The organism is Candidatus Regiella endosymbiont of Tuberolachnus salignus (assembly GCF_964020115.1).
GTDB lineage: Bacteria > Pseudomonadota > Gammaproteobacteria > Enterobacterales > Enterobacteriaceae > Regiella > Regiella insecticola.
Genome location: NZ_OZ026542.1, coordinates 1,038,731 through 1,063,471, shown reverse-complemented (window position 1 = coordinate 1,063,471; position 24,741 = coordinate 1,038,731). Strand labels below are relative to the sequence as shown.

Sequence of the window (24,741 nt, the reverse complement as noted above, 5' to 3'; positions counted from 1 at the left end):
AAGTAGTGTCGTCACGTAATAAAAAATATATTATCATGTAACAAATAACGACAACTGTTGAGATGATTCAATAATGAAAGATGATTCGGGAATGAATTTAGCCCATCGCCGCCACGATATATCCGATCATGTTTGGAGCCTATTGGAAGCTCATCTCCCGGGGAGAAAAGGCACTTGGGGTGGCATAGCCAGAGATAACAGGCAGTTTATTAATGCTGTTTTCTGGATATTGAGAACCGGCGCTCCCTGGCGTGATTTACCGCCTGATTATGGCGGTTGGAAAAATACTCATCGCCGGTTTTGCCGCTGGCGTGACAAGGGGCTATGGGAGTCTCTGCTCGAAGCGCTGATTGTGGAGCCAGATTTTGAATGGCTGATGATTGATGCCACTCATAGCAAAGTTCACCCTCATGCAGCAGGCGCAAAAGGCGGTAATCAGGATATGGAGCGCACAAAAGGGGGCTCAACAGTAAGATACATCTGGCCGTGGATGCGCATGGTATGCCGGTCAGAATTTTTATTACATCAGGTACCACAGCAGATTGTCAGCAAGCAACGAATTTAACCAAAGGTATTGCAGCAGAATATCTGTTGGCTGACAAGGGCTATGACAGTGATAACATCATTAAAAAAGCAGAAGAAGCCGGCATGCAAATCGTAATACCACCTAAAAAGAATCGTAAAATTCAACGTGAGTACGATAAAGCGCTCTACAAGCATCGACATCTCGTGGAAAATGCTTTTCTGCACCTAAAGCGCTGGCGAGGTATTGCTACTCGTTATGCAAAAAATACCTCCTCTTTTCTCGCTGCTGTACAAATACGATGCCTTGCTCTATGGCTCAAGATCTCATGACGACACTATATAAAGTATTTTGCGCTTGCATTAATGACTGCATAGTGCTCTGTGCTTTATCCCAAGTGAAATTATCTAATTTTAATGCATTGTCATACATGATTTTGTATTGTTCTACCTGTGTTGTGTATTGCTCTACCTGTTTTTTGTATTGTTCAACTTGTTTTTTTACCGCCAGAACTTGTTGCGTAGCACTGATGGTTGTTTGACCAATAGTCCCAATATCTACTGTTGGTATCCCTGAAAGTGCTTGCTGCGACATGACGCCACTCAACATTATCGCCAACACCGTGGCTTTAACCACTGAAATTTTCTTTATCTTTTTTTTCATCTTAATTTCTCTTTGACGTTAGTAATCGAACGACTGATAGGCTTTAGTGAAATTAATATCTTTTATGATCATGATGTTAAAACGATAGCCGGGGCGAATTTCTAATGTCGGCGCAATATCAAGGTTTTTTTCAATCATTTTGGTGATCACTTGACCAAACTGTTGACCGAGCGCCTGACTCATTTGGCTATTCATACTGCGATTATTGCCATCATTCCCCTTCTCATTTTTATCCTGGCTATAGGATATACCGGCGGTCACTACCGACATTAACAACGCTGAGGAAAAAATACGAAAATAATGATTATTCACCTGATCACGAAATCCTGAATAGCCCGCGTTGTCGGCACCCGGCATCGCATCAATGTCCAATGCTTTACCGTCAGGAAAAATTAAACGCTGCCAGGCAATCATCACCGCCGATTGTCCATAAGCGACATCATTGGTATAGGCACCAATCAGCCGGGTACCCTGTGGAATAAGCAAATATTTGCCGGTGGCGGTGTCATAAACATCCTGTGATACCTGCCCCATAATTTGTCCCGGCAAATCGGAATTGATTCCACTGATCATCACGCCAGGGATCACACCGCCGGCACGGATTTCAAATGAGGAACGCGGTGCCTGCACCTGCTCTTTAAGCTGCCAACGATCACCTTCACCCTGTTGACCGAATTGTTTGATGTTATTGCGATCATTTGAAGCGGAAGCAGCAGATGAACGTAGACTATTCTGTGAATTTTTTAGGTTTGCTTGGATTGCCTCCATCTGCTTTTGATAATCCAAATCCTGGGGACGGGTGCTTTGACTATCATTTGTCGGTGCTGAACTCAGCTGATTTGAAAAGGATATCGCCGTTTTTGCCCGCACGGCTTCTTGAAAGCGTTGAATTTTTGCTGTGCGTATTTCTTGTACAGCGGGATCAACCACTTCAGGGGCAGAAGGCGGTGGTTGAGACACTGAAGGATCAGGAAGCGTAGCCGGCGGAGCTGGCATACTATTCATCAAGGCTGTTAATTCATTGAGATCAGGCAATTCGGGCAAGGGCTCGGCAGGCGCCGCGGGCACTGCTTCCGGGATCAACCCCGTGCAACGACCGGCGACGATATTCATCGCCATGCTGGTGGTGTCGGTATTTGTATTGGACGTCTCTGATACGTCTTGTTCTACCTGACTATTATTAGCACGTTTAGCCGCCACCATGGCGATCAACAATATAAAAATGCCGACGATAATGCTGGCAATGATCAGCGGCAGATTATTTACACGCCGGATACCACTTTTAGGCTTATACCCTTCGTCTTTGAAGCCGCCGCGTTGTTGGCTGCGCGTGTTCGCGGAATCACGTAGTTGTCTACGCTCATCGGTCTCACCCCCTGGCCGCCTAGCGGCAACTTCAAGGGCTGTGGGTATATCTTTAGCTTCATTATCAAGAGAGGGTGGATTGTCATCTGCCATTGTGGTTATTCCCTGCGGATCCAAGCGCTTGCTGGATAGAGCTTACCTTCAGGCGCTAAGGTAAAAACACGACTAATGGATCCTGTCCCCACTTGAACCGTGACCCGATAAAAATTTGTCGATTTGGGCGCATCAACAATGTAGCGCAGATCAATCGTTGGCACCGGCGCTTTAATCGCGGAGGGTTGGAAGCGCGTAGATTGGGAGCGCGTAGCGCGTTTTTGCGGAGTATATTCCAGTACCGAATAACCATTGGCGCGCAAGGCTTCAACCAATGCGGTGCCGTAAGTATCCCTCGGCGGTATGCGTTGTTTCAGGCTCAAATGTGTTTTCGCCGGCAAATATAAAGTGACCAGCTGAGCTGCCGTGTCTTGCGCCATTTTTTGATTAAAATGAAGAGGGGCTGTGGCGTAATTACCATAGCCTCCGGTTGATGTGCAACCGGTGAGGCCCTGTAAACTCAGCGCGAGTAGCGCCCCGATCACCTTTTTTTTCATTATTATTTTCCTCTGGTGATAGTAATACGATGCTGGCTCGAACCTACTGTCAACGCTACTTTAGATTGACCACTTTTTGCTACTTTAAAATGTCCAGTTTTTGCTAATTTTCCTGTTGGGTTTCTATTCCAGGCGCCTGGATAATATCAGTCGTTTTTATAGGCAACATGCCTGCTTTGCGTTTATTTTTGAGTCGGTAGCTTTCTCCTTTAATATTCAATGTGGTTGAATGATGTAAAAGCCTGTCTAAAATCGCAGTTGCTAAAATGTGATCACCGAATACGTCCCCCCAATCAGTAAAACTTTTATTTGATGTGAGAATGATGCTCGCCTTTTCATAACGACGGCTCAATAACCTGAAAAATAGGCTAGCTTCTTCGCGATTCATCGGTAAATACCCGATTTCATCCAGTATTAATACCCTGGCATAGCACAGTTGCTGAAGTTGGCGTTCCAGACGGTTTTCTTGCTTTGCCTTCATTAAGGTACAGCAGAGTCTATCCAGAGGCATAAACAATACCCGATGCCCAGCTGTAGCTGCCTTGACAGCCAGCGCTATCGCCAAATGCGTTTTCCCTACCCCAGGTGGGCCTAACAAAATGACGTTTTCATGATGTTCGACAAACCTCAGCCCCGCCAGCTCGCGGATAATTTTCCTGTCTATACTTGGTTGGAAAGTAAAGTCAAATTGCTCCAAGGTTTTTATCCACGGCAAACGTGCTTGTTTTAACCGCGATTCCAAGCCTTTTTGGTGACGCCCGTTCCATTCCTGGGCTAATGCCTGCTGGAGAAATTCACGGTAGTTCAGTGCTTTCTTGGTGGCTTCTTCACATAAACTCTCCAACGCATCGCCCAGGTAATCCATTTTTAACCGTATCAACAAGTTTTCCATTTCCATCAGAGTAGCTCCTCATACACACTGAGCGAACGAGACGCTACTCGATTGACCTGTTGCCAAAGGGCTTGATGATGTTCTGGCACCTTTTGCCAGCCCTGCGTTACCTCCTGCAAGAGATGCGTCGCGAGCAGTTGCTCATCGCCGTAAATACGTAGCGTATTATCTAAACCGATACGAATATTAACCGCACGACCACACCAGAATGAAGGCACGCTATAGCGATTACCTCTGACATCGATATAGCTGTCCCATGCCACTTGTCGTAGGTCGAAGTAGCTGGTATCGAAATCAGTCGCAGGGAGTGGCATCAAGGCTATTTTTTCCTCAGCAAAACGATTTTCCGGTGTCTGCTTGAATTGACGAAGATGACGCTGGTCTGCCACTTTCGCCAGCCACATCGCTAGCAGTTGATTAACATGAGCGAAACTCTCAAACTGACGGTAGCGAGTGAAAAAATTGTGTTTAACATAGCCCACCATCCGTTCGGTTTTGCCTTTCGTTTGCGGTCGATAAGGCTTACAGGCGCGAGGGCTAAACCCATAGTGATTAGCCAGTTGCAGGAAGCCCGCATTGAACTCGATGTGGCCATTTTGTCCATGTTTGATAACAGCGGCTTTTTGGTTATCTACCAAGACATTTTTTACGCTGCCACCGAAGTAATTGAAGCTGCGAACCAGCGATTCATACGTGTGCTCAGCATCTTGCTTAGGGGCAGCAAAGACATGAAAGCGACGCGAAAAACCGAGCGTATTAACGGCAAAATTAACCGTACAGGCAGAGCCTGCCACCTCAACGATGATTTCTCCCCAATCGTGTTGAAGTTGATAACCGGGGAGGGTTTCAAAGCGTACCGTGTTTTTCGAGGCCCTGAGCGGACGTTTGGGATGTATATAACGTCGGAGCATCGCACTCCCACCCCGGTAGCCTTTTTCACGGATTTCCTCAAAAATAACCGCCGCATTCCAAACCTGTTCACTCAACCTTGAATCGATGTAGTCTTTAAAGGGCTCGAGTTTAGCAACCTGTTTTTTACCGCGTTTTGCTGTTGGCGGCGCAGGATAGCTAATGTGCCGTCTCACCGTTTTTTCTGAACACCCTATCTGATGGGCAATATCAACAATAAATGCCCCCTGTTGATGGCGTTGTTTTATCATGTAGTGGTCCTCTCTTCTTAGCATGCTTATTTCCCTCATGGCTTTGTCACCACAAAGGAAACTGCATTCTGGCTTGAGTGGACAAATTAAATTAGCAATTTACGGTCTTTTATCATTAGCGCTGACAATGCTTGCGTAAACGGAGTCCTGAGCATCCTCATCAGCCGGGGGTCTACTGATATCAATCTCCAGCTGTCCGGCGACGCTATCCACAGAAAGAGAAGCAAATGCATAATTATTTCTGTCCAGCAGGGTCATCTGATGAGCCGGTATTAGCCTTTTCAGCCCGGTTTTTGTCATGATGAAACGGTTTGTTTTGGCATCGGGCACTGGCTCACCCTGAATGTTCGGGTTTGAAAATAGACTAGTTTCTGCCTCAGCATGATAAATTTCCAGTTGATAGCCCTCAGTAAATGGGATTTCTTCACGTGAAGACGGCATACCTGTGCCTTTTATTTCTTTTTCAAAAATAACCTTGCCTGTATGATTTCTGATCCTGATCTCCGCATAGGTTTTATCCCTGAAATAACCATCTGCCTGTGCTCCTTTTTTGAATACGTCAACACGTAGCATACTGTGTGTTTTATCAACAGAAACGAAAGCACACCAGCGATCACCCGCACGCAGGAGGAATTTTTTCCAGTAGTTTTTTGGCTGCATGTCTTTTTTTATCCTTAGCCACATCTGCGCTCTGGCCTGTTCCCCTGCTTTTATTCGTTCCTCTGATTGCGGATGACTGTCACGCCCATGCAGGGTCCATAAAGCAAAAAAATCAGCAACCTGTAATCCCGTCGAACGCCAGCTATACGACATTATCGTGCCAGGCTCTTCCAAGTTAAAGCTGTGATCCAGCCCAAGCGCATGCCCGATTTCATGAACAAGAGTAGCTTTAAAACGCTCTGGATTTCGGCGTGCCTTCAGCTTGGTATTCACCCAGATTTCGTCGCGTTTAGAAGGGACAGTGGTGGTGGAATCAACAAGGCTACTCGTTGGAGCATTGAAATTAACAAAACCGACAAGGCTATCTTTTGGAGAATGAAAATTACCAAAGACCAGATCAGTGGTTTCATCACCCTCAGCCAGGCGGAACTCCAGACCGGTTTTCTCTGCAATTTCATCAAGAACAGACTGGGTTATCTCTCGTTGTAGTGCGGTAAAGGTGGTCAAACCCGATACCGACGGCTTTTTGTTTTGCCGTATGACAACATCATGATAACGGGGTGTGAGATAGCGAAAGGTCAGTTCTTTTTCTTTATCCACTGGTTTATCTGGCTGTAATCCAGAGATGATTTGTGCTTCTATCAGGTAATGTATGAGTTGTGTTGCTAGCTCTTCATCAACAACAGACTGCGGTATTGCCTGTTTTTGCTCTGTAGACGTTGTTAAACCTACATCGTATATCCTGTTATTCATTGAATGAATTCTATCCATGATGATGACACTCCTTTTATGACACAGCTCCTGCTATGTGACCTATTTTTATTACGTGACGGCACATATTTCACAGACCTTGCCAAATTTACAGAAGATTTACCTATAGCAGGTACCATATAATTTAAATAATATTTATTAATAAATATTATTTTATATCAATATATTATTGTGGGTTTTTATAATCAATTTAGCCTCTCTCCAAAAAAAATTTAATTCAGTTTTTAATTTGTATGTTACGAAGAGAGTGATGATTTTAATGTAGCTAATTTAAGCCTGGTTGATTAGTGGTAATGATTTAGAGAATAAACCTTATATACTCTTCGCCTTTGAAGCCGCCGCGTTGTTGGCTGCGAGTCCTTGCCCTCATGGTATGTCTACGCTCATCGGTCTCACACTCTGGCAGCCGAAGGCAACTTCAAAGGCGAAGGGTATATTTGTGTTGCCTAATAAAAAAGAATTTTATTAGGCAAACAACGGCAATATTAACGTACAATGGCTCGAATAACAGTCAGAATAAACATATCAATATTAAAAATTTTATAAGGACTACCTTTTTATCATTTGAGCTGATTATCTGTTTTAAGATTTTCAAACATATAAACTGCTAATAATTTATCCGAATTTTTCTCAAATACAAATTCATCCATATAGTCACCTTCATGTTTTTTACCATCACCGTCTTTCAAGGTAAGGGCTAAATAAAATCTGGCGGCAACACGATCAGGATCCTCTGTGTTAATGAAATATTGCTTAAGTTCAGTACTAGCAGAACGAACCTTTGGTAAAAAACCCTCAAAGAATTCTTGAGCGTTGAACTTACCTTTACTTGTTGAGAAGACGACAGACTCTTTAGTAAAAAGACTATTGATTTCCTGATACTTTGCTGCTCCCAAATCATTAACGTATTTTTTAACGACTTGTTGACGTTGTTGAGCAAGTTCCTCAGACGTCGTTGCAAATGCAGTATTGGTGAGAGCGAAAAGTACGATGGCAAGGTAAGACATTTTTTTTAATTTCATAATGGGTTCCATATGAGTAATTGGTTCTTAATTTGTATAATAATTTACCACTGGATTAACATAGCCACGAAGTATAATAATGATTACATCTGTTCTGTAAATAAAGTATTGATGTCACAACTGTTTTTTTTCTTTTAGCTGAGTTCCATTTATGTTCAACGGAATTTAAGACCAGCCAACAATCGCTTCTTTCAGTAGATACTCATTTCTCGGCTTATCCTATAAATATAAACGAGGGGATTATAAATTTAGAAAACGCAGGTAAAGATGGGGTTGCTAAGGGAATCGGTATCCAATTGATCGTTAACGATAAGCCTGCATCCTTAAAGCAACCGATATCACTGGGTGAATTTAATAAGAACATTGAAACAATAGAGATGGTTGCTCAGTATATCAAGCTAGGCAATGGTGTCGTTAGCTCAAGCATCGCTAACGCAATGGCTACCCTCCAGTAAAAATATCAATAGGCTCTTAGTCTTACGACTCAAGCCAGCGCTCATCTCTCCACAGGCTGATACGGTGGAATTCACCGCCTAAATCTTCGGTAAAAACTGAAAAGTTATTTAAAAACTGATTAAAAGCTGATTAAAAACTGATTAGAAACTGAATATTATTTACAATGGTTCAAAATAAAACGCCAGTTTTTAAATATATTTTTATTATCTACAGGGAAGTAAATATAATGATGAGTGATGAAATACAATCTTGGCAACAACCCGATTCAAATAAAATAAGAGAATTAATTCAGGATAATAGAGAATATCGACAACACCATGACCATCATCATGATCAAAATTATGTCTTCCAACTTGAAGACGATATGGTAATAAGAAAGTCGGCAGAAAGAAAATTTGCCCGGCATCCTCATAACAGCATCCTGATTCAAACAACAGGGGATGGCAGTATTAATAATGCACGATTTTGGCAATGGAAGAATAATAATCCCCCGGGGGAACTTGAAGAAATAACGGACTTATCAGAAAAAGAAATTTTATTATCTAAAATGGGCAAGAAAAAACGAATTCTTTTACATGGGCATGGTGGTCAAGTACAAAAAAAAGACGGAACAGGTTATAAAAAGGTAATAGCAAATTTGGGTGCAGAAGAGGTGGAGCGGCGGCTACAACCCTTTATCCAGAAAATCAGTGAAACGGGCAATTTGCAGCAAGTCAGGCTGGTATTATTAGGATGCGAACTGGTTTGGCCAGGGGAACGCCCAACGGATGATAATAGTTTTTTAGCGAACCTGATGCGACCTTTACAAGATCTGGCAAAAAGAGGGATTCAGGTTGAAGGAAAAGCAAGTTTACATATACAGGCCAGTAGTCACTTAAATCTTAAAACTTTGATCCTAATAGAGGGCTTTTTTTATGGTCATGTAATCACTAGCGCACTGAATAAAGAAGAAGCTCTGGCTGATGGATTTACCTCAAAGGTCAACTTTAAATATGAAAGAAATACAGAGGGCGTGGTAACGCTAAAAAATGTAACAGAATATAATGATAAATTCTCTACAGATGAAATAAAATGGTTGCAATTAAGGAATCAATTAGAGCAACCGGAAGGTATATCCTTTACGACATTGTTTGAAAATATTTTGCAACCAGATAAGAGAGAAAAACGATTTAACAAAAAAATGAAAAATATCTTTTTTCAATTGATTGAAAATACAGATTTAGACAACTTACCTTTAGAAATTAGCGGATTAAAACTTCAATTACAAGAATTAAAAGCAGAGATTAAGTCGACTGGTAGCAAAAAATCTGTATTTGAATTTATAGGCGATGGAGAAATTCTGTTAGGTTTAAAAAAATACCAATTAAGGGATTATATAACTTATCTTGTTCAGGTTGCGATAAGAACAGAAAGAAAAATATTTATACAAGATAGTTCTTTTCAAGCAGTAACGCCGAATGAAATTCGTCATTTTCAAGAAAAAATATTGATGATAAACATTTTAAAAGATGAAGAGGAGTTTATCGCTTTTCAAAAAGAATTTAATCGATTAGATGCTGAAAGATTTGGATCATTAGAATCACTCATAAATGGAATAGAAGAAATAAAAGAGAAAGGTATCAAAGAAGTCAAATTAAACATTAATTCCGCAAAACAGATTTCTATTTTATACCAACTTGAAGGTGAAGATACTCGACACGAGATGATATTAACGGAGGAGGAAGAAATTAAAGTTATTAAGGAATTTAAACAAAAATTTAATAATAACAGTGAATTTAGAAAAGAATTCCTGCGTGCCATCAAACCGGGTAGCCGGCAAGATAAACCACAGCTGTTAATCATGTTTTATAAAAAACATGATATCAGGTTGTCATTATCTACTTATATTAATTTACTTTATGAGCAAAAGCGCAGGCATGTTGAGCTTGATCCTAATAAAAAAATGATTTTACCCGAGCTATCAGAAAGCGTGTTTCATTTTAATCAGGTTGGAGAAAGGATTAATGTTTATTTCAAGATTATTATCGAAAATAGTGATGGTACGCGAAAAGAAGAATATGTCTCTCTCTCACCAGAAGAAAAGGAAAGATTTTTTTCCAGGTTAAATGATAAATATAGTGAGTTTGTAGGACAGCTTTCTACTGAAAAAAGTAGAAAAATAATCAACAGACTATATTTGGCAGCAGAAATAAAAAACAACATAAGCAATGTGTTCTATGAAGCATTATTTTATGATGATCGTATTGATGACAGTGAGAAATTGGCTATTAAAAAATGGCAAGAAAAAAAACCACATCAACGGGTTATAATCTCACGTACAGAAAAAGAGGGTAGTACCGTATTTATTGTCGACGATTATTTTAGTTCCCCTGATGAATGTGTCTCTATTGCTGAGCTAAAAGAGGTATTGGAGGGAAGTATAGGGGAAGAAGAAATAAGGTTAAATTTTTTAAGGATAGAAGAGGCAAAAATACAAGAGCTGGTTAAAAATGGACTACCAGAAGATAAATTAAGTCGTGTTACTGTGAATACGATTGAAATAAATGCTGATAGTGAATGTGTTATTCAAGCGCAAATGAAGCCTCGTTTAGATCAGCATGTTGTACTGCACCTGGATCCACTCGAAGTACCACCGGAAGTAAGAAAACGCTCTCGTATCGATATTCAATCGGACGAAAGATTAGCCAAAAAAACAAAACCAACATTGGAGACATCCGCTACGCCGAGTGAACAATCGTCAGCATCTTCAAGCGATCCCATTCGTCTGAATAGATTAGGTGATAATGCTCCGCCTATCCCGCCAAAACCCCTTCTGTCCCCCCCGATACCGGGAATGCAAGCCTTACATTCCCACCGGGAATTGGAACAACAACCTGCTCCATTAAAACAGGTTTTTAAACTGATGATGCCAATTGATAATGGCTACCTTATCGTGAATATCACGGCTAATGGTGAATCCATTTCTGGCAGCGAACAAATACCCAATGGCAAATATTTTTTCGTTAATCGTATTGATGAGCCAGAAGTCATTCGGGTGGCTAAAATAGGGGAAAGCGTTGCAGGTCATACCTCATTGACGCAACTTGAAGGAGAGACTGAATACAATCCTTTGGCTGTTTATTATGCAGGAGAGTTAATTTTTGAGCACGGCAAGTTAAAAAAATGGACAAATGGTAGTGGACACTATAAGCCCCCGGCAGATCTTCACGCAACGAACATGCTGAGATCGGTACAAAATATGCTCCCTACACATAAATTTGAAGTAGGATTTGCAAGATATCTACCAATGGATGGTGGTACTCATCAACAAGCTGATGCTCTTCAGGAGAGTGATTTAGCGCCGGCAAAAAATGGTCAGCTGAATACCTGGCAGCCACCGCCAAAAATGGTTCCTCGTACAGACGGGGGTGCGAGTCAGTATGATGTACAAATCATTATCCAACTGGAAGACAATCCTATTGTGGCCAAAGCCGCAGTAGATTTAGCGGCCAAGCATCCTCATTCTTTGTTGTTTCAGCTAGATTCGGAGGGTAACAATCGTTTGATTTACGGCAATCTGGAACAATTAAGGAATAAAAAAAACGTACGGATGCAAATGGTAGGGCACGGACGAGGTGGTAGAACATCTTCCAATAATATGACCCTGGCGGGTCAAAATCCGGCTCTGTTAGCCAATAATATAAACCACTTTTTGACTCAACAGGATATTAGACCTACCCGTATTGTTCTGGCAGCTTGTTCATTAGTTGATCGAAATAAACAAGATAATTTTGCAGAACGATTCATTCAGTTACTGGAACGTTCTAATATTTCGGTAACAGCATACAGTGAAGATCTTGGCGTCGCTGAGACCGGTCACAAGTTTCTTCTTGATGATGAAGGCTATATTGTCGATAGGGCACAGAGAGGAAAAATCCTGTACCAGCGTGATCAACATGGCAACGTAACCGCAGAGATCAGGGCTGATCTTCCCGTCAGGCTCCGCTGGATTGCACAGCAGCTGGATCGACTCAGTACAAGTCAACCTGTGACATCCCTGGATAGTGCCACTGCTGTGGTGCTCAAAGACGCCTTCCAGAGACCAGATAAGCAACTGGATGTTGAAAAATTGGTGCTAACGCTGCGTGATGAAGCGCGTTTGCAGGAATGGCATAAGAATAATGAGCAGTTGTTACACCACCTTGAACGGCATGACGCCCCGACAGCATTACAAAGAGAGGATGTTTTAGCACAGCATCAACATTGGCATCGTCGCCAGCAACAGAACGCTTACGACTTTTATCAGCTAGGTGCAGAGGAAAATGAGGCACGAATAAAGGTTAAAACACGTTTAGTGTTACCAGGGTGCTGTGCCAGAGGACAGGGAGTCAATACACAGCGGGATGCCACGGTATTGGGTCTGGCTTGGCTTAATGCCAAAAATTCATCGCTAGTCGGTGATGCTGACCCCTTTATTGATGGGTTGAATGCGTATACGGAAAGTCGTGAAAAAAAAGTCAGTCGCCTGGTGCCAGGCAGTGAAGCGGAGGCAGCCGACGGGCTACACCGCCAGTTTGAGCAGTTAAAAGCCGATCCCGCCATCAGGGTCAACAATAAAGCTATCTTTACGCTGCTCAACCTCAAACAAACACAGCATTTTTTTAATACGGCGTCAGTGTCAGGCAATTACCTGTTAAAGGGTCAGTATCATTCCGTGATGTTGACTATTCGACAACAGGGATCGCGCTACCGCTGTTCGCTTTATGATCCCTATGTCGGCGTTGTCGATTTCAGCACGAAAACGCCTGCCACCCGTTGTACCACGTTACAAACTTTGCTGAATAACTATTTACAATCAAAGCAAAGTTCCGGCCAGACCCGCGCCCAAGAGTACGGTATCAGGCAAGACGCCGGGGGCTATCGGTTTGACATCTATCGGGTGGATCCTCATCAAGCCAGTACCCTTCTCCCCTCACTGACGCTGTGGCAAAAATCACTGGGTGATTTTGCTACCAAGCAGCAGCACTCACTGCCTGTTACACTTGCCGGCGTCACCCTGAACCTGAAAACGCTGCTTGATATGGGCGCGACCGTTAATGATATCAGCCTGTTACCTAAGCACCTTCAGGAAAATAATCTGCTGGCAAAACTCCGTTTTCAGCCTGAACACTTACATCATTTTCTATCGAACCTGGATGCCAGCCAGCCGTTTGCGCAGCAGGCTGTCTTCTTGTTAAGAAAAAGAATCGAACTCACCGAAAACCGCTTATTGACCTTTGAGCCATTACGCGATCAAAAAGAGTATAGGTCTTCACAAAACGCCTTGAAGTTACTCAAAATCGTACGGAAGCATGTCAGGCTTAAGGGGTGTCAGCGCTAATGATAAAAGACCGTAAATTGCTAATTTAATTTGTCCACTCAAGCCAGAATGCAGTTTCCTTTGTGGTGACAAAGCCATGAGGGAAATAAGCATGCTAAGAAGAGAGGACCACTACATGATAAAACAACGCCATCAACAGGGGGCATTTATTGTTGATATTGCCCATCAGATAGGGTGTTCAGAAAAAACGGTGAGACGGCACATTAGCTATCCTGCGCCGCCAACAGCAAAACGCGGTAAAAAACAGGTTGCTAAACTCGAGCCCTTTAAAGACTACATCGATTCAAGGTTGAGTGAACAGGTTTGGAATGCGGCGGTTATTTTTGAGGAAATCCGTGAAAAAGGCTACCGGGGTGGGAGTGCGATGCTCCGACGTTATATACATCCCAAACGTCCGCTCAGGGCCTCGAAAAACACGGTACGCTTTGAAACCCTCCCCGGTTATCAACTTCAACACGATTGGGGAGAAATCATCGTTGAGGTGGCAGGCTCTGCCTGTACGGTTAATTTTGCCGTTAATACGCTCGGTTTTTCGCGTCGCTTTCATGTCTTTGCTGCCCCTAAGCAAGATGCTGAGCACACGTATGAATCGCTGGTTCGCAGCTTCAATTACTTCGGTGGCAGCGTAAAAAATGTCTTGGTAGATAACCAAAAAGCCGCTGTTATCAAACATGGACAAAATGGCCACATCGAGTTCAATGCGGGCTTCCTGCAACTGGCTAATCACTATGGGTTTAGCCCTCGCGCCTGTAAGCCTTATCGACCGCAAACGAAAGGCAAAACCGAACGGATGGTGGGCTATGTTAAACACAATTTTTTCACTCGCTACCGTCAGTTTGAGAGTTTCGCTCATGTTAATCAACTGCTAGCGATGTGGCTGGCGAAAGTGGCAGACCAGCGTCATCTTCGTCAATTCAAGCAGACACCGGAAAATCGTTTTGCTGAGGAAAAAATAGCCTTGATGCCACTCCCTGCGACTGATTTCGATACCAGCTACTTCGACCTACGACAAGTGGCATGGGACAGCTATATCGATGTCAGAGGTAATCGCTATAGCGTGCCTTCATTCTGGTGTGGTCGTGCGGTTAATATTCGTATCGGTTTAGATAATACGCTACGTATTTACGGCGATGAGCAACTGCTCGCGACGCATCTCTTGCAGGAGGTAACGCAGGGCTGGCAAAAGGTGCCAGAACATCATCAAGCCCTTTGGCAACAGGTCAATCGAGTAGCGTCTCGTTCGCTCAGTGTGTATGAGGAGCTACTCTGATGGAAATGGAAAACTTGTTGATACGGTTAAAAATGGATTACCTGGGCGATGCGTTGGAGAGTTTATGTGAAGAAGCCACCAAGAAAGCACTGAACTACCGTGAATTTCTCCAGCAGGCATTAGCCCAGGAATGGAACGGGCGTCACCAAAAAGGCTTGGAATCGCGGTTAAAACAAGCACGTTTGCCGTGGATAAAAACCTTGGAGCAATTTGACTTTACTTTCCAACCAAGTATAGACAGGAAAATTATCCGCGAGCTGGCGGGGCTGAGGTTTGTCGAACATCATGAAAACGTCATTTTGTTAGGCCCACCTGGGGTAGGGAAAACGCATTTGGCGATAGCGCTGGCTGTCAAGGCAGCTACAGCTGGGCATCGGGTATTGTTTATGCCTCTGGATAGACTCTGCTGTACCTTAATGAAGGCAAAGCAAGAAAACCGTCTGGAACGCCAACTTCAGCAACTGTGCTATGCCAGGGTATTAATACTGGATGAAATCGGGTATTTACCGATGAATCGCGAAGAAGCTAGCCTATTTTTCAGGTTATTGAGCCGTCGTTATGAAAAGGCGAGCATCATTCTCACATCAAATAAAAGTTTTACTGATTGGGGGGACGTATTCGGTGATCACATTTTAGCAACTGCGATTTTAGACAGGCTTTTACATCATTCAACCACATTGAATATTAAAGGAGAAAGCTATCGACTCAAAAATAAACGCAAAGCAGGCATGTTGCCTATAAAAACGACTGATATTATCCAGGCGCCTGGAATAGAAACCCAACAGGAAAATTAGCAAAAACTGGACATTTTAAAGTAGCAAAAAGTGGTCAATCTAAAGTAGCGTTGACATGTTTCTTTTGATTCATCCTAATGGCTCAAAATATTGGCGCTTACGTTATCGTTTTGGCGGTAAAGAGAAGATGCTGGCTTTGGGCGTTTACCCTGAAATCACACTTTCTGATGCCAGACATAAACGCGAGCAGGCCAGAAAGTTGGTCGCGGCAGGCATAGATCCCAGTGAACACAAAAAGGCAGTCAAAGTCGAGCAACAAAGTGCAGCGAATAGTTTTGAAACCGTAGCCAGAGCCTGGCATGAAAGTAACAAAAAATGGTCGGCTTCTCATAGCGCCAGAGTCTTAAAAACCTTGGTAGATCATTTATTCCCTTCACTAGGCCATCGTAATATTGCTGATCTCAAAACACGCGATTTATTAACACCGATAAAAGTAGTCGAACATTCAGGCCGATTAGAGGTTGCGGCACGCCTGCAACAACGCACTACCGCCATCATGCGTTACGCTGTTCAGAGTGGCATGATTGATTACAATCCGGCTCAGGATATGGCCGGTGCCATTGCTACCGGTAAATGTGTCCATCGCCCCGCGTTAGATTTTGCACGTATTCCTGAATTATTCGAACGAATAGAAAACTATAAAGGGCGTTTACTTACCCAGTTAGCGGTAAAATTGACATTACTGATTTTTATTCGTTCCAGCGAACTTAGGTTTGCTCGGTACAACGAAGTGGATTTCGAACGTGCACTGTGGACAATACCGGCAGAGAGGGAAGCACTTAAAGGCGTCAAATATTCATCTCGTGGTGCGAAAATGCGCACCCCTCACCTCGTCCCATTAAGTCGACAAGCCATTGCGGTTTTAGAGCAAATAAAAGCGATCAGTGGTGAACATGAACTCATCTTTATTGGTGATCATTATGTACATAAACCTATGAGTGAAAATACGGTCAATAAAGCCCTTAGGATAATGGGTTATGACACAAAAACAGAAGTCTGTGGCCACGGTTTTCGCGCGATGGCGTGCGGGGCGCTCATTGAATCGGCACTGTGGTCAAGGGATGCGGTCGAACGCCAGATGAGCCATCAAGAAAGAAATAATGTCAGAGCTGCCTATATTCATAAAGCGGAGCACCTAGAAGAAAGACGTTTAATGGTGCAATGGTGGGCAGATTATTTGGATGCGAATAGAGACTGCGCCATTACCCCCTATGAATTTGCACGGACTAAAAATGTGATGCAAAGTCGATTTAGCCAATCAGCTTAGGGCTGGGTCAGTAGACGGTGCTAGATAAAATAGGCATTAAAAACAGGTTATGTTTAGGCTTCCCCCCGAAAAACAAACATAATTTTCAAGGACGACACAAGGATGTGGAGGCAAGGTATGCCTACTTTAGATGATATTCCCGATTTGACACACTGGAAAACGGTACAGGAGTTTTCGATAGAGCAAGCCGCTTTATTATTAGCCGGGATCGATCCGCTCGATTTTTTGGGCGGCATTGAGGAAGCACGGAAATTACCTCATCCCCGCTGGAAAGATGCCTGGGGGTTCGCATCCGGTATGGTGAGCGCGATAAGGCGAGGGGTTTTATCTGTCGTTAAATGTGTCAGCGAAGAAACGATTTGGGAAAACGGAGTATGGGGAGGCGAGTGTGTTGTGGTATACGAAGAAATGAAGCCGACGGACAGAAGCAAAGAAGTCAGTAAAATAAAAACCATTATTACAAGGGATTCTCTCTTCTGTTGGACAGCGCAGGAAAAGGTACATTTTGTTAGCAAACCGAAGCCCATCATTCCTTATCAATCTGTAAAAACAAAGACTATCAACCCTAATCATTTTAGTGCTCCTCCCTCACGTGCTTTGCTTGAAACCACACACCGGTCAGAAGGTTTGGAGTTTGTCGACGATGCTATCAACCAATTTTGGTTAACCTATGATGAAAATGATCCCAATACTGCGCCATCAAAATCAGAAATAGTAACGTATCTGGAAAGAAAGGGAGCATCTAATAACATTGCTCAAGCCGTTGATTTAATACTGAGACCCTTTACGCTGAGAAATAAAGGGCGGCCTAAAAAAAGGCAGTAACTGAATATAACTCCATGTATTAGATATAAATTAAGAGTTCCTGCCTTTTTTGGCAAGCTTTGCAAAAATGATGATAATCTACGCATCAATACGTTATTACAACCCGGAAAACCTAGCCACCTTTTAAGGGAAAACGGTTATCCCCCATAGCAACCCTTTCCATCTATTTTCCTTTTCTTCGATCATTAACTATGTCTCCTGTGATCTCAACATAAACAGGAGGCTACATGCCGCAATTATTTATCCGTTTACCCGAAGTCCAGCGCCGTACTGGTTACAGTAAGGCATGGATTTACCGTCTTATCAGTCAACATCGTTTTCCTGTGCCGGTAAAGATTGGCACGCGCGCTATCGTTTTTATCGAAAGTGAAGTGGATGAATGGATTAATCAACGCATTATAGAATCACGTGGGGAGGTGGCGTGATGAGGAGATATGCTGTTGAAAGCAAGATGAGCTACACAAAATTGATTTTCAGCGGTGCTTGCATCAATTCCACGTTATGCCGAGCAGCAAGGAGCTCGTGTTTTGCACAGACTGCCGGATCAGTGAGCATTTTTGCAATTAATTCATCATGTGTCATTTTGGCTGGAGAGCGTTTAGCCATCGGGCATCAACCTTTTGATTCATCTGGTTTACTTTTCTCTTTCTGGCGGCGTTTGATCTCGCCTTGTAGCGCAGTTACTACAAATTGTGAGGTGCTTTCTCCTTCATTTTTAGCTAATTCAACATTAGCGATAATTTCATGTGAAACTCTTGCATGTATCTTTTGTGACTTAGCATTAACGCTACCTGTTGCCATTACTGAATTCTCCATTGAGCAGTGGGACACAGAATACACAAAAAATAATTTAATAAAAAGGTTGAAGTGGAACACATATGATGGTTATAGTGTGTTCCACCTTGAAGCATTTGATGCTCAAGAAACAACGAAGCCTCGGAGTGGTGGAACACATCCGAGGCTTCTAACCACCTCGTTAGAAGGACTAACGCTATGGCTACGTCAAAGTGTACCTATATCTTTGCGGCGATCAACCGCAGTCAGAAAAAAATTAAGCCTATCATGCTGTACGCTACGGCAATTGATGAAAAATCAGCCCGTCAGCGCTACGTTGCCGATTATATTCTTTTGTTTGCCGGTCGCCTTCCTGTTACAGGAGGATGCCATGTCCAAACGCATTGATAAAACCTCGATCACAGCTGAAGATTTAGCCTTTCAGTGCTTAGCGCTGACTCATGCCGCTGTTTCTGTCATGGAAGCGGATGCCAGGGAAACACTGCTGTTTATTCTGCTGGAAAAAACTGAGGCACTTTATAGCATGCTGACAGAGGGGGCATTATGACAGCGAAGCCTGCCGACAGGCTAAACGATAATTTTATTGATGAGGTACGAACACAGGCTAATGGTCATTGGGAGGCAATTTTGCAACAACTGGCGATCCCAACCCATCGGCAGGAAGGTCAGTGCCCAAACTGTGGAGGAAAAACCCGTTATCGTTTTGACGACAAGGAAGGCAGAGGCACCTATTTCTGCTCTCATTGTGGTGCTGGTAGCGGGTTGGATTTGGTGATGAAAGTTAACCAATGTAACGCCCGTCAAGCGGCCAAGCTGGTAGCTGATGTGCTGGCGATGCCCTTGCCAGAAAAAAGGGTGAAACCCGCCCCCGCCAAAGAGGCGCCTTCAACGGACAACCCCATTGCTGCGCAGGTAGCGGCATTGATGGCAAAAACGGTATTGGGTGAATCTCATTATCTGATGAATAAGGGGCTTCACTGCCCCAATCTGCCTATCCTGCCGAACGGTGTCTTACTGCTTGCGCTGCAAACAATAGACGGCAAGATCACGGGTGCACAGCGTATTTACCCGAATGGCGATAAACCTTATCTGACGGGCACCCGCAAGAAAGGGGCATTTATTCCCGTAGGCGAACTGCCGGAACAGGCTGAAACAGTGCTGATCACCGAAGGTTATGCGACTGCGGTTACGGTGTCATTATTGGCTTCAGACATCGCCATTGCGGCATTGGATGCGGGAAATTTAATCGAAGTAGCAAAAATATGCCGTGAACGCTGGTCAGAAGCAAAAATTATCATTGCCGCTGATAACGACTGTCATCAAGCCAACAAATGCGATGAAAAAGGCCAACTTAAGCAGAATATTGGTACTATCGCCGCCGAAAAAGCCGCTATTGCGGTTTCTGGGTGGGTGGCTTTACCGCCTACCCAGCATAAAGCCGACTGGGACGATTACCGGCAGCAATACGGCATAGAAGCCGCTATACAGGCTTTCAACGGAGCACTGTATCAACCTGCTGATGCGATAAATCACGATAAACCTACCCGTCCGACCCTGAGCCAGATGGGTGCCAGTCAACGCGGCGAGGTCTTGTTAGCACGCTATAACAGTGATTTGGCGTTGGAGCCTTTGTCTGATTCTGTACACCACTACGACGGTATCGCCTGGCGTGCCATCAGTGATCGCGATTTAATGCGGGAAATGGTGGCTATCTTTATCGGATCAGATGTGCCTTATACGTCAATCGGCATCCGTTCTGCCGTTGATGCACTAAAACTTCAACTGCCGTTAATGAAAAGCCCGGCTCGTCACTTAATCGGCTTCTGTAATGGCGTCTTTGATCTGCAAAAAAAGCAGTTCAGACCACATAATAAGGAAGATGGGTTATTGATCGTCAATGAAATCGACTTCACTTCGCCGGAACCGGGTGAAACACTGGTCGATAACACGCCTCATTTTTGGCAGTGGATACGCAGAGCAACAGCAAACCATGATCGCAAAACAGACAGAGTACTCGCAGCGCTGTTTATGGTGCTGGCTAACCGCTATGACTGGCAATTATTTCTTGAGGTCACAGGCGCAGGCGGCAGCGGTAAAAGCCTTCTGGCGGAAATTTGTACCCTGCTGGCAGGAAAAAATAACAGGGTATCAGCCAGTATGACAGCACTGGAGAACCCACGCGAACGTGCGTTAATCATCGGCTACTCACTGATCATCATGCCCGACCAGATCCGCTATGTAGGAGAAGGCTCAGGGATCAAGGCGATTACCGGTGGCGATGAAGTTTCTGTCGATCCCAAAAATAAACAGCCTTATTCGACACGTATCCCTGCGGTGATAGTGGCGGTGAATAACAACGCCATGAGTTTCAGTGATCGGAGTGGCGGTGTGTCTCGTCGGCGCGTCATTTTTAACTTCTCAGAAATCATCCCTGAAAATGAACGTGATACCTTATTGCGCGATAAAATCGCCCGAGAATTACCGGTGATTATTCGCCACCTGCTGACCCGTTTTGTTGAGTCTGCCGAAGCCAAATGCTTATTGCTGGAGCAGCAAAAATCAGCCGAAGCGCTTAATGTCAAACGGAGTACTGATTCGCTGGTAGATTTTTGCGGCTATCTGTTAGCCTCGGCTGAGGCGGATGGGATGTTGGTAGGCAATGCGGAGATTATCCCGTTTAACCCGCGTAAATATCTGTATCACGCTTATCTTGCGTACATGAGAGGTAACAATCTGGCTAAACCGGTATCAGTAACACGTTTTGGCAGTGATATGCCGGGCTCCTTAGCGGAATTTGGCTTACAGTATCTACGTAAGAAAAGTAGACAGGGGATCCGTAGCAACCTGAATTTGAATGTAAACAGTGCGGATGAATGGCTACCACGAGCGACAGGCACCGCTGATTTAAACCACTAATCCGGTGGTGATATAGCCAAATCATTTTAATTTGATTCTGTGTTGTAGTCACTTGCCGTACTATTTGTACTGTCTGCGCTCCTTCGCCTTGAATCAAATTAAACTGCTTCGGCTATAGGGAAGCCCTGAAAAACCGAAATGAATGCTATATTTTGAGCTAATAGCGTTAATTCTTAAAGTCATGTAATAAAAAAGAAAATCAATGCACTCTTTTTTTACGGTATAAGAGACGGCGGATACACTTTTTTTCAGTATCAATGGAAAATCAGGGGTTACAGAGCAGGATTTTTCTAGCGAGAAAGAGATTGGTCAAAGCAAATAAGCTGAATAACTGCGCGGTATTTTTTGCCAAGCCCTTGTAGCGCACTTTTCTAAAGTTGAACTGACATTTTAACACCCGAAAGGGATGTTCAACCTTAGCCCGGATTTTCGCAATAAGACTTTGCCGATGCCGATGTTTCTCCCATACCTGCTGCTCCTGCCCGGGCAAGGCCAATACCCTCCGTCGGGGGATGTGCCAGATGACCGCACGATGTTGATGTTCACTGCGTCGCATCACGCCTTTATAACCGGCATCACCATGGACAACCTCTTCTTGGCCGTGAAGAAGGTGATGAACTTGCGTTACCTCGGCTACATTCGCCGAGGTTCCTACCAGGGAATGCACCAGACCCGTCTGTGCATCCACACCAATATGCGCTTTCATACCAAAACACTGATTGCCTTTACGGGTGGCTTTCATTTCAGGATCGCGGCCATTTTGCCGGTTTTTAGTTGAACTGGGTGCATGAATGATCGTAGCATCAACAATACTACCCCGTTTGATAAACAGCCCACACGAAGCTAAATGCGCATTGACCTCTTCAAATGTCAGCGCTAATGATAAAAGACCGTAAATTGCTAATTTAATTTGTCCACTCAAGCCAGAATGCAGTTTCCTTTGTGGTGACAAAGCCATGAGGGAAATAAGCATGCTAAGAAGAGAGGACCACTACATGATAAAACAACGCCATCAACAGGGGGCATTTATTGTTGATATTGCCCATCAGATAGGGTGTTCAGAAAAAACGGTGAGACGGCACATTAGCTATCCTGCGCCGCCAACAGCAAAACGCGGTAAAAAACAGGTTGCTAAACTCGAGCCCTTTAAAGACTACATCGATTCAAGGTTGAGTGAACAGGTTTGGAATGCGGCGGTTATTTTTGAGGAAATCCGTGAAAAAGGCTACCGGGGTGGGAGTGCGATGCTCCGACGTTATATACATCCCAAACGTCCGCTCAGGGCCTCGAAAAACACGGTACGCTTTGAAACCCTCCCCGGTTATCAACTTCAACACGATTGGGGAGAAATCATCGTTGAGGTGGCAGGCTCTGCCTGTACGGTTAATTTTGCCGTTAATACGCTCGGTTTTTCGCGTCGCTTTCATGTCTTTGCTGCCCCTAAGCAAGATGCTGAGCACACGTATGAATCGCTGGTTCGCAGCTTCAATTACTTCGGTGGCAGCGTAAAAAATGTCTTGGTAGATAACCAAAAAGCCGCTGTTATCAAACATGGACAAAATGGCCACATCGAGTTCAATGCGGGCTTCCTGCAACTGGCTAATCACTATGGGTTTAGCCCTCGCGCCTGTAAGCCTTATCGACCGCAAACGAAAGGCAAAACCGAACGGATGGTGGGCTATGTTAAACACAATTTTTTCACTCGCTACCGTCAGTTTGAGAGTTTCGCTCATGTTAATCAACTGCTAGCGATGTGGCTGGCGAAAGTGGCAGACCAGCGTCATCTTCGTCAATTCAAGCAGACACCGGAAAATCGTTTTGCTGAGGAAAAAATAGCCTTGATGCCACTCCCTGCGACTGATTTCGATACCAGCTACTTCGACCTACGACAAGTGGCATGGGACAGCTATATCGATGTCAGAGGTAATCGCTATAGCGTGCCTTCATTCTGGTGTGGTCGTGCGGTTAATATTCGTATCGGTTTAGATAATACGCTACGTATTTACGGCGATGAGCAACTGCTCGCGACGCATCTCTTGCAGGAGGTAACGCAGGGCTGGCAAAAGGTGCCAGAACATCATCAAGCCCTTTGGCAACAGGTCAATCGAGTAGCGTCTCGTTCGCTCAGTGTGTATGAGGAGCTACTCTGATGGAAATGGAAAACTTGTTGATACGGTTAAAAATGGATTACCTGGGCGATGCGTTGGAGAGTTTATGTGAAGAAGCCACCAAGAAAGCACTGAACTACCGTGAATTTCTCCAGCAGGCATTAGCCCAGGAATGGAACGGGCGTCACCAAAAAGGCTTGGAATCGCGGTTAAAACAAGCACGTTTGCCGTGGATAAAAACCTTGGAGCAATTTGACTTTACTTTCCAACCAAGTATAGACAGGAAAATTATCCGCGAGCTGGCGGGGCTGAGGTTTGTCGAACATCATGAAAACGTCATTTTGTTAGGCCCACCTGGGGTAGGGAAAACGCATTTGGCGATAGCGCTGGCTGTCAAGGCAGCTACAGCTGGGCATCGGGTATTGTTTATGCCTCTGGATAGACTCTGCTGTACCTTAATGAAGGCAAAGCAAGAAAACCGTCTGGAACGCCAACTTCAGCAACTGTGCTATGCCAGGGTATTAATACTGGATGAAATCGGGTATTTACCGATGAATCGCGAAGAAGCTAGCCTATTTTTCAGGTTATTGAGCCGTCGTTATGAAAAGGCGAGCATCATTCTCACATCAAATAAAAGTTTTACTGATTGGGGGGACGTATTCGGTGATCACATTTTAGCAACTGCGATTTTAGACAGGCTTTTACATCATTCAACCACATTGAATATTAAAGGAGAAAGCTATCGACTCAAAAATAAACGCAAAGCAGGCATGTTGCCTATAAAAACGACTGATATTATCCAGGCGCCTGGAATAGAAACCCAACAGGAAAATTAGCAAAAACTGGACATTTTAAAGTAGCAAAAAGTGGTCAATCTAAAGTAGCGTTGACATCAAACAATGATTCGCTTAAATGATGTTTTTCCAGCCAGTGTCGAAAATGCAGAATGGTGGGATCGGAGGGAATCGCATCGACGGAGACACCGGTAAATTGACGTAGTAAGGGGATGTCATATAACGCTTCTTCCATCGATAAATCAGCGTAATTAAACCCATTTTGTAAAAAATAAATCCGCAGCATCACCTCTAAAGGTTTTGCCGGTCTTCCCCCTTTGGCTGTTGGCTTAGGATAATTGATACTGAGTTTAGACAGAATTTTTTCCCAGGGAACTATCCTATTCATCTGCGCTAAAAAGTCGCCTCGTCTCGTCGATTTCGTTTTCATTTCACTATTAACCTAAAAAAATTATTAATGACAGAATAGACTACTTTTAGCGGTTTTTCAGGGCTTCCATAGTGATAGGAA

The 24,741-nt window shown here is 43.9% G+C and carries 23 protein-coding genes and 1 pseudogene; 12 read left to right on the top strand and 12 right to left on the bottom strand.

Translation table 11 applies throughout. The annotated features are described in order from the left end of the window. The first annotated feature begins 91 nt into the window (after window positions 1-91). Window positions 92-855 (top strand): IS5 family transposase gene (locus AACL30_RS05475; protein ID WP_422389587.1). Its coding sequence is split into 2 segments (ribosomal slippage): window positions 92-452 and window positions 452-855, totalling 765 coding nucleotides; the frame shifts between segments, so codons are not numbered across the junction. Here AACL30_RS05475 and AACL30_RS05470 read toward each other — a convergent pair. The 7 genes from AACL30_RS05470 to AACL30_RS05440 all read right to left on the bottom strand — a co-directional run bounded on the left by AACL30_RS05470 (window position 842) and on the right by AACL30_RS05440 (window position 7,646). After that, window positions 842-1,186, bottom strand: a complete 345-nt coding sequence (locus AACL30_RS05470; protein WP_339057989.1) for a hypothetical protein — start codon at window positions 1,184-1,186, stop codon at window positions 842-844. The two genes, AACL30_RS05475 and AACL30_RS05470, sit on opposite strands and share 14 nt — an antisense overlap. 18 nt (window positions 1,187-1,204) lie before the next feature. Beyond that, window positions 1,205-2,644, bottom strand: coding sequence for a TrbI/VirB10 family protein (locus AACL30_RS05465; RefSeq protein WP_339057988.1), 1,440 nt, complete (start codon window positions 2,642-2,644; stop codon window positions 1,205-1,207). Window positions 2,645-2,649: 5 nt separating this feature from the next. Continuing rightward, window positions 2,650-3,141 (bottom strand): conjugal transfer protein TrbH, encoded by a 492-nt coding sequence (locus tag AACL30_RS05460; protein WP_339057987.1) that lies wholly within the window; start codon window positions 3,139-3,141, stop codon window positions 2,650-2,652. A 103-nt stretch (window positions 3,142-3,244) separates the two neighbouring features. Further along, window positions 3,245-4,042 carry an IS21-like element helper ATPase IstB gene (gene istB, locus AACL30_RS05455; RefSeq protein ID WP_339058365.1) on the bottom strand — a complete coding sequence of 266 codons (798 nt, stop codon included), beginning with the start codon at window positions 4,040-4,042 and terminating at the stop codon, window positions 3,245-3,247. Beyond that, window positions 4,039-5,217, bottom strand: coding sequence for an IS21 family transposase (gene istA, locus AACL30_RS05450; protein WP_339056344.1), 1,179 nt, complete (start codon window positions 5,215-5,217; stop codon window positions 4,039-4,041). The genes istB (AACL30_RS05455) and istA (AACL30_RS05450) overlap by 4 nt, the downstream gene beginning before the upstream one ends. Window positions 5,218-5,292: 75 nt before the next feature. Then, window positions 5,293-6,624 (bottom strand): putative mucin/carbohydrate-binding domain-containing protein, encoded by a 1,332-nt coding sequence (locus AACL30_RS05445; protein WP_339057986.1) that lies wholly within the window; start codon window positions 6,622-6,624, stop codon window positions 5,293-5,295. Between the two features lie 560 nt (window positions 6,625-7,184). Beyond that, window positions 7,185-7,646 carry a hypothetical protein gene (locus AACL30_RS05440; protein ID WP_339057985.1) on the bottom strand — a complete coding sequence of 154 codons (462 nt, stop codon included), beginning with the start codon at window positions 7,644-7,646 and terminating at the stop codon, window positions 7,185-7,187. 685 nt (window positions 7,647-8,331) lie between these two features. Between AACL30_RS05440 and AACL30_RS05435 the strand changes: the two genes are divergently transcribed. Further along, a complete protein-coding gene (locus AACL30_RS05435) occupies window positions 8,332-13,461 on the top strand; it encodes a C80 family cysteine peptidase (protein ID WP_339057984.1) in 5,130 nt (1,709 codons plus the stop codon). On the opposite strand, the gene AACL30_RS05430 is transcribed toward AACL30_RS05435, so the two are convergent. Beyond that, window positions 13,411-13,554, bottom strand: coding sequence for a hypothetical protein (locus AACL30_RS05430; protein ID WP_339057983.1), 144 nt, complete (start codon window positions 13,552-13,554; stop codon window positions 13,411-13,413). The genes AACL30_RS05435 and AACL30_RS05430 overlap by 51 nt on opposite strands. Between AACL30_RS05430 and istA (AACL30_RS05425) the strand changes: the two genes are divergently transcribed. The 5 genes from istA (AACL30_RS05425) (at window position 13,553) to AACL30_RS05405 (ending at window position 18,042) form a co-directional block, all read left to right on the top strand. After that, a complete protein-coding gene (gene istA / locus AACL30_RS05425) occupies window positions 13,553-14,731 on the top strand; it encodes an IS21 family transposase (RefSeq protein ID WP_339056344.1) in 1,179 nt (392 codons plus the stop codon). The genes AACL30_RS05430 and istA (AACL30_RS05425) overlap by 2 nt on opposite strands. Then, the gene (gene istB / locus AACL30_RS05420) at window positions 14,728-15,525 is read left to right on the top strand and encodes an IS21-like element helper ATPase IstB (protein ID WP_339058365.1); all 798 of its coding nucleotides are present in this window, start codon (window positions 14,728-14,730) and stop codon (window positions 15,523-15,525) included. The genes istA (AACL30_RS05425) and istB (AACL30_RS05420) overlap by 4 nt, the downstream gene beginning before the upstream one ends. A gap of 55 nt (window positions 15,526-15,580) precedes the next feature. Continuing rightward, window positions 15,581-16,792 carry a tyrosine-type recombinase/integrase gene (locus tag AACL30_RS05415; RefSeq protein ID WP_339057982.1) on the top strand — a complete coding sequence of 404 codons (1,212 nt, stop codon included), beginning with the start codon at window positions 15,581-15,583 and terminating at the stop codon, window positions 16,790-16,792. 117 nt (window positions 16,793-16,909) lie between these two features. Next, window positions 16,910-17,617: a hypothetical protein gene (locus AACL30_RS05410; protein ID WP_339057981.1), complete on the top strand. Its 708-nt coding sequence runs from the start codon at window positions 16,910-16,912 to the stop codon at window positions 17,615-17,617. Between the two features lie 227 nt (window positions 17,618-17,844). Then, window positions 17,845-18,042: an AlpA family transcriptional regulator gene (locus tag AACL30_RS05405; protein WP_339057980.1), complete on the top strand. Its 198-nt coding sequence runs from the start codon at window positions 17,845-17,847 to the stop codon at window positions 18,040-18,042. Window positions 18,043-18,073: 31 nt separating this feature from the next. Here AACL30_RS05405 and AACL30_RS05400 read toward each other — a convergent pair whose 3' ends face one another. Beyond that, window positions 18,074-18,223, bottom strand: a complete 150-nt coding sequence (locus AACL30_RS05400; RefSeq protein ID WP_339057979.1) for a hypothetical protein — start codon at window positions 18,221-18,223, stop codon at window positions 18,074-18,076. Window positions 18,224-18,229: 6 nt separating this feature from the next. Further along, a complete protein-coding gene (locus tag AACL30_RS05395) occupies window positions 18,230-18,418 on the bottom strand; it encodes a YlcI/YnfO family protein (protein ID WP_339057978.1) in 189 nt (62 codons plus the stop codon). Between the two features lie 192 nt (window positions 18,419-18,610). Here AACL30_RS05395 and AACL30_RS05390 point away from each other — a divergent pair, with 192 nt between their 5' ends. Genes AACL30_RS05390 through AACL30_RS05380 form a run of 3 tightly spaced genes read left to right on the top strand, consistent with a single transcriptional unit; the run spans window position 18,611 to window position 21,328 of the window. After that, window positions 18,611-18,799 (top strand): host cell division inhibitor Icd-like protein, encoded by a 189-nt coding sequence (locus AACL30_RS05390; RefSeq protein ID WP_339056459.1) that lies wholly within the window; start codon window positions 18,611-18,613, stop codon window positions 18,797-18,799. Continuing rightward, on the top strand, window positions 18,783-18,959 hold the full coding sequence (locus AACL30_RS05385; protein WP_339057977.1) for a hypothetical protein: 177 nt from the start codon (window positions 18,783-18,785) through the stop codon (window positions 18,957-18,959). The genes AACL30_RS05390 and AACL30_RS05385 overlap by 17 nt, the downstream gene beginning before the upstream one ends. Beyond that, the gene (locus tag AACL30_RS05380; protein ID WP_339057976.1) at window positions 18,956-21,328 is read left to right on the top strand and encodes a primase-helicase zinc-binding domain-containing protein; all 2,373 of its coding nucleotides are present in this window, start codon (window positions 18,956-18,958) and stop codon (window positions 21,326-21,328) included. The genes AACL30_RS05385 and AACL30_RS05380 overlap by 4 nt, the downstream gene beginning before the upstream one ends. 265 nt (window positions 21,329-21,593) lie before the next feature. On the opposite strand, the pseudogene AACL30_RS05375 reads toward AACL30_RS05380, so the two are convergent. Then, window positions 21,594-22,145: pseudogene (locus AACL30_RS05375) on the bottom strand (IS5 family transposase); the annotation flags it as partial. 154 nt (window positions 22,146-22,299) lie between these two features. On the opposite strand from AACL30_RS05375, the gene istA (AACL30_RS05370) reads away from it, so the two are divergent. Together istA (AACL30_RS05370) and istB (AACL30_RS05365) are read left to right on the top strand one after the other, a co-directional pair. After that, entirely contained in the window at window positions 22,300-23,478 is a 1,179-nt protein-coding gene (gene istA / locus AACL30_RS05370; protein WP_339056344.1) for an IS21 family transposase, read from the top strand. After that, the gene (gene istB / locus AACL30_RS05365; protein ID WP_339058365.1) at window positions 23,475-24,272 is read left to right on the top strand and encodes an IS21-like element helper ATPase IstB; all 798 of its coding nucleotides are present in this window, start codon (window positions 23,475-23,477) and stop codon (window positions 24,270-24,272) included. Before istA (AACL30_RS05370) ends, istB (AACL30_RS05365) begins: the two co-directional genes overlap by 4 nt. Before the next feature lie 34 nt (window positions 24,273-24,306). Here istB (AACL30_RS05365) and AACL30_RS05360 read toward each other — a convergent pair whose 3' ends face one another. Then, window positions 24,307-24,660, bottom strand: a complete 354-nt coding sequence (locus AACL30_RS05360) for a transposase (RefSeq protein ID WP_339057975.1) — start codon at window positions 24,658-24,660, stop codon at window positions 24,307-24,309. Window positions 24,661-24,741 lie beyond the last annotated feature (81 nt).

Bases quoted from the DNA above. Each gene is read 5' to 3' on its own strand.
- AACL30_RS05470 (WP_339057989.1), bottom strand. From the start codon at position 1,186: ATGAAAAAAAAGATAAAGAAAATTTCAGTGGTTAAAGCCACGGTGTTG.
- AACL30_RS05465 (WP_339057988.1), bottom strand. From the start codon at position 2,644: ATGGCAGATGACAATCCACCCTCTCTTGATAATGAAGCTAAAGATATA.
- AACL30_RS05460 (WP_339057987.1), bottom strand. From the start codon at position 3,141: ATGAAAAAAAAGGTGATCGGGGCGCTACTCGCGCTGAGTTTACAGGGC.
- istA (WP_339056344.1), bottom strand. From the start codon at position 5,217: ATGCTAAGAAGAGAGGACCACTACATGATAAAACAACGCCATCAACAG.
- AACL30_RS05445 (WP_339057986.1), bottom strand. From the start codon at position 6,624: ATGGATAGAATTCATTCAATGAATAACAGGATATACGATGTAGGTTTA.
- AACL30_RS05440 (WP_339057985.1), bottom strand. From the start codon at position 7,646: ATGAAATTAAAAAAAATGTCTTACCTTGCCATCGTACTTTTCGCTCTC.
- AACL30_RS05435 (WP_339057984.1), top strand. From the start codon at position 8,332: ATGAGTGATGAAATACAATCTTGGCAACAACCCGATTCAAATAAAATA.
- istA (WP_339056344.1), top strand. From the start codon at position 13,553: ATGCTAAGAAGAGAGGACCACTACATGATAAAACAACGCCATCAACAG.
- AACL30_RS05430 (WP_339057983.1), bottom strand. From the start codon at position 13,554: ATGCTTATTTCCCTCATGGCTTTGTCACCACAAAGGAAACTGCATTCT.
- AACL30_RS05415 (WP_339057982.1), top strand. From the start codon at position 15,581: ATGTTTCTTTTGATTCATCCTAATGGCTCAAAATATTGGCGCTTACGT.
- AACL30_RS05410 (WP_339057981.1), top strand. From the start codon at position 16,910: ATGCCTACTTTAGATGATATTCCCGATTTGACACACTGGAAAACGGTA.
- AACL30_RS05405 (WP_339057980.1), top strand. From the start codon at position 17,845: ATGCCGCAATTATTTATCCGTTTACCCGAAGTCCAGCGCCGTACTGGT.
- AACL30_RS05400 (WP_339057979.1), bottom strand. From the start codon at position 18,223: ATGGCTAAACGCTCTCCAGCCAAAATGACACATGATGAATTAATTGCA.
- AACL30_RS05395 (WP_339057978.1), bottom strand. From the start codon at position 18,418: ATGGCAACAGGTAGCGTTAATGCTAAGTCACAAAAGATACATGCAAGA.
- AACL30_RS05390 (WP_339056459.1), top strand. From the start codon at position 18,611: ATGGCTACGTCAAAGTGTACCTATATCTTTGCGGCGATCAACCGCAGT.
- AACL30_RS05385 (WP_339057977.1), top strand. From the start codon at position 18,783: ATGTCCAAACGCATTGATAAAACCTCGATCACAGCTGAAGATTTAGCC.
- AACL30_RS05380 (WP_339057976.1), top strand. From the start codon at position 18,956: ATGACAGCGAAGCCTGCCGACAGGCTAAACGATAATTTTATTGATGAG.
- istA (WP_339056344.1), top strand. From the start codon at position 22,300: ATGCTAAGAAGAGAGGACCACTACATGATAAAACAACGCCATCAACAG.
- AACL30_RS05360 (WP_339057975.1), bottom strand. From the start codon at position 24,660: ATGAAAACGAAATCGACGAGACGAGGCGACTTTTTAGCGCAGATGAAT.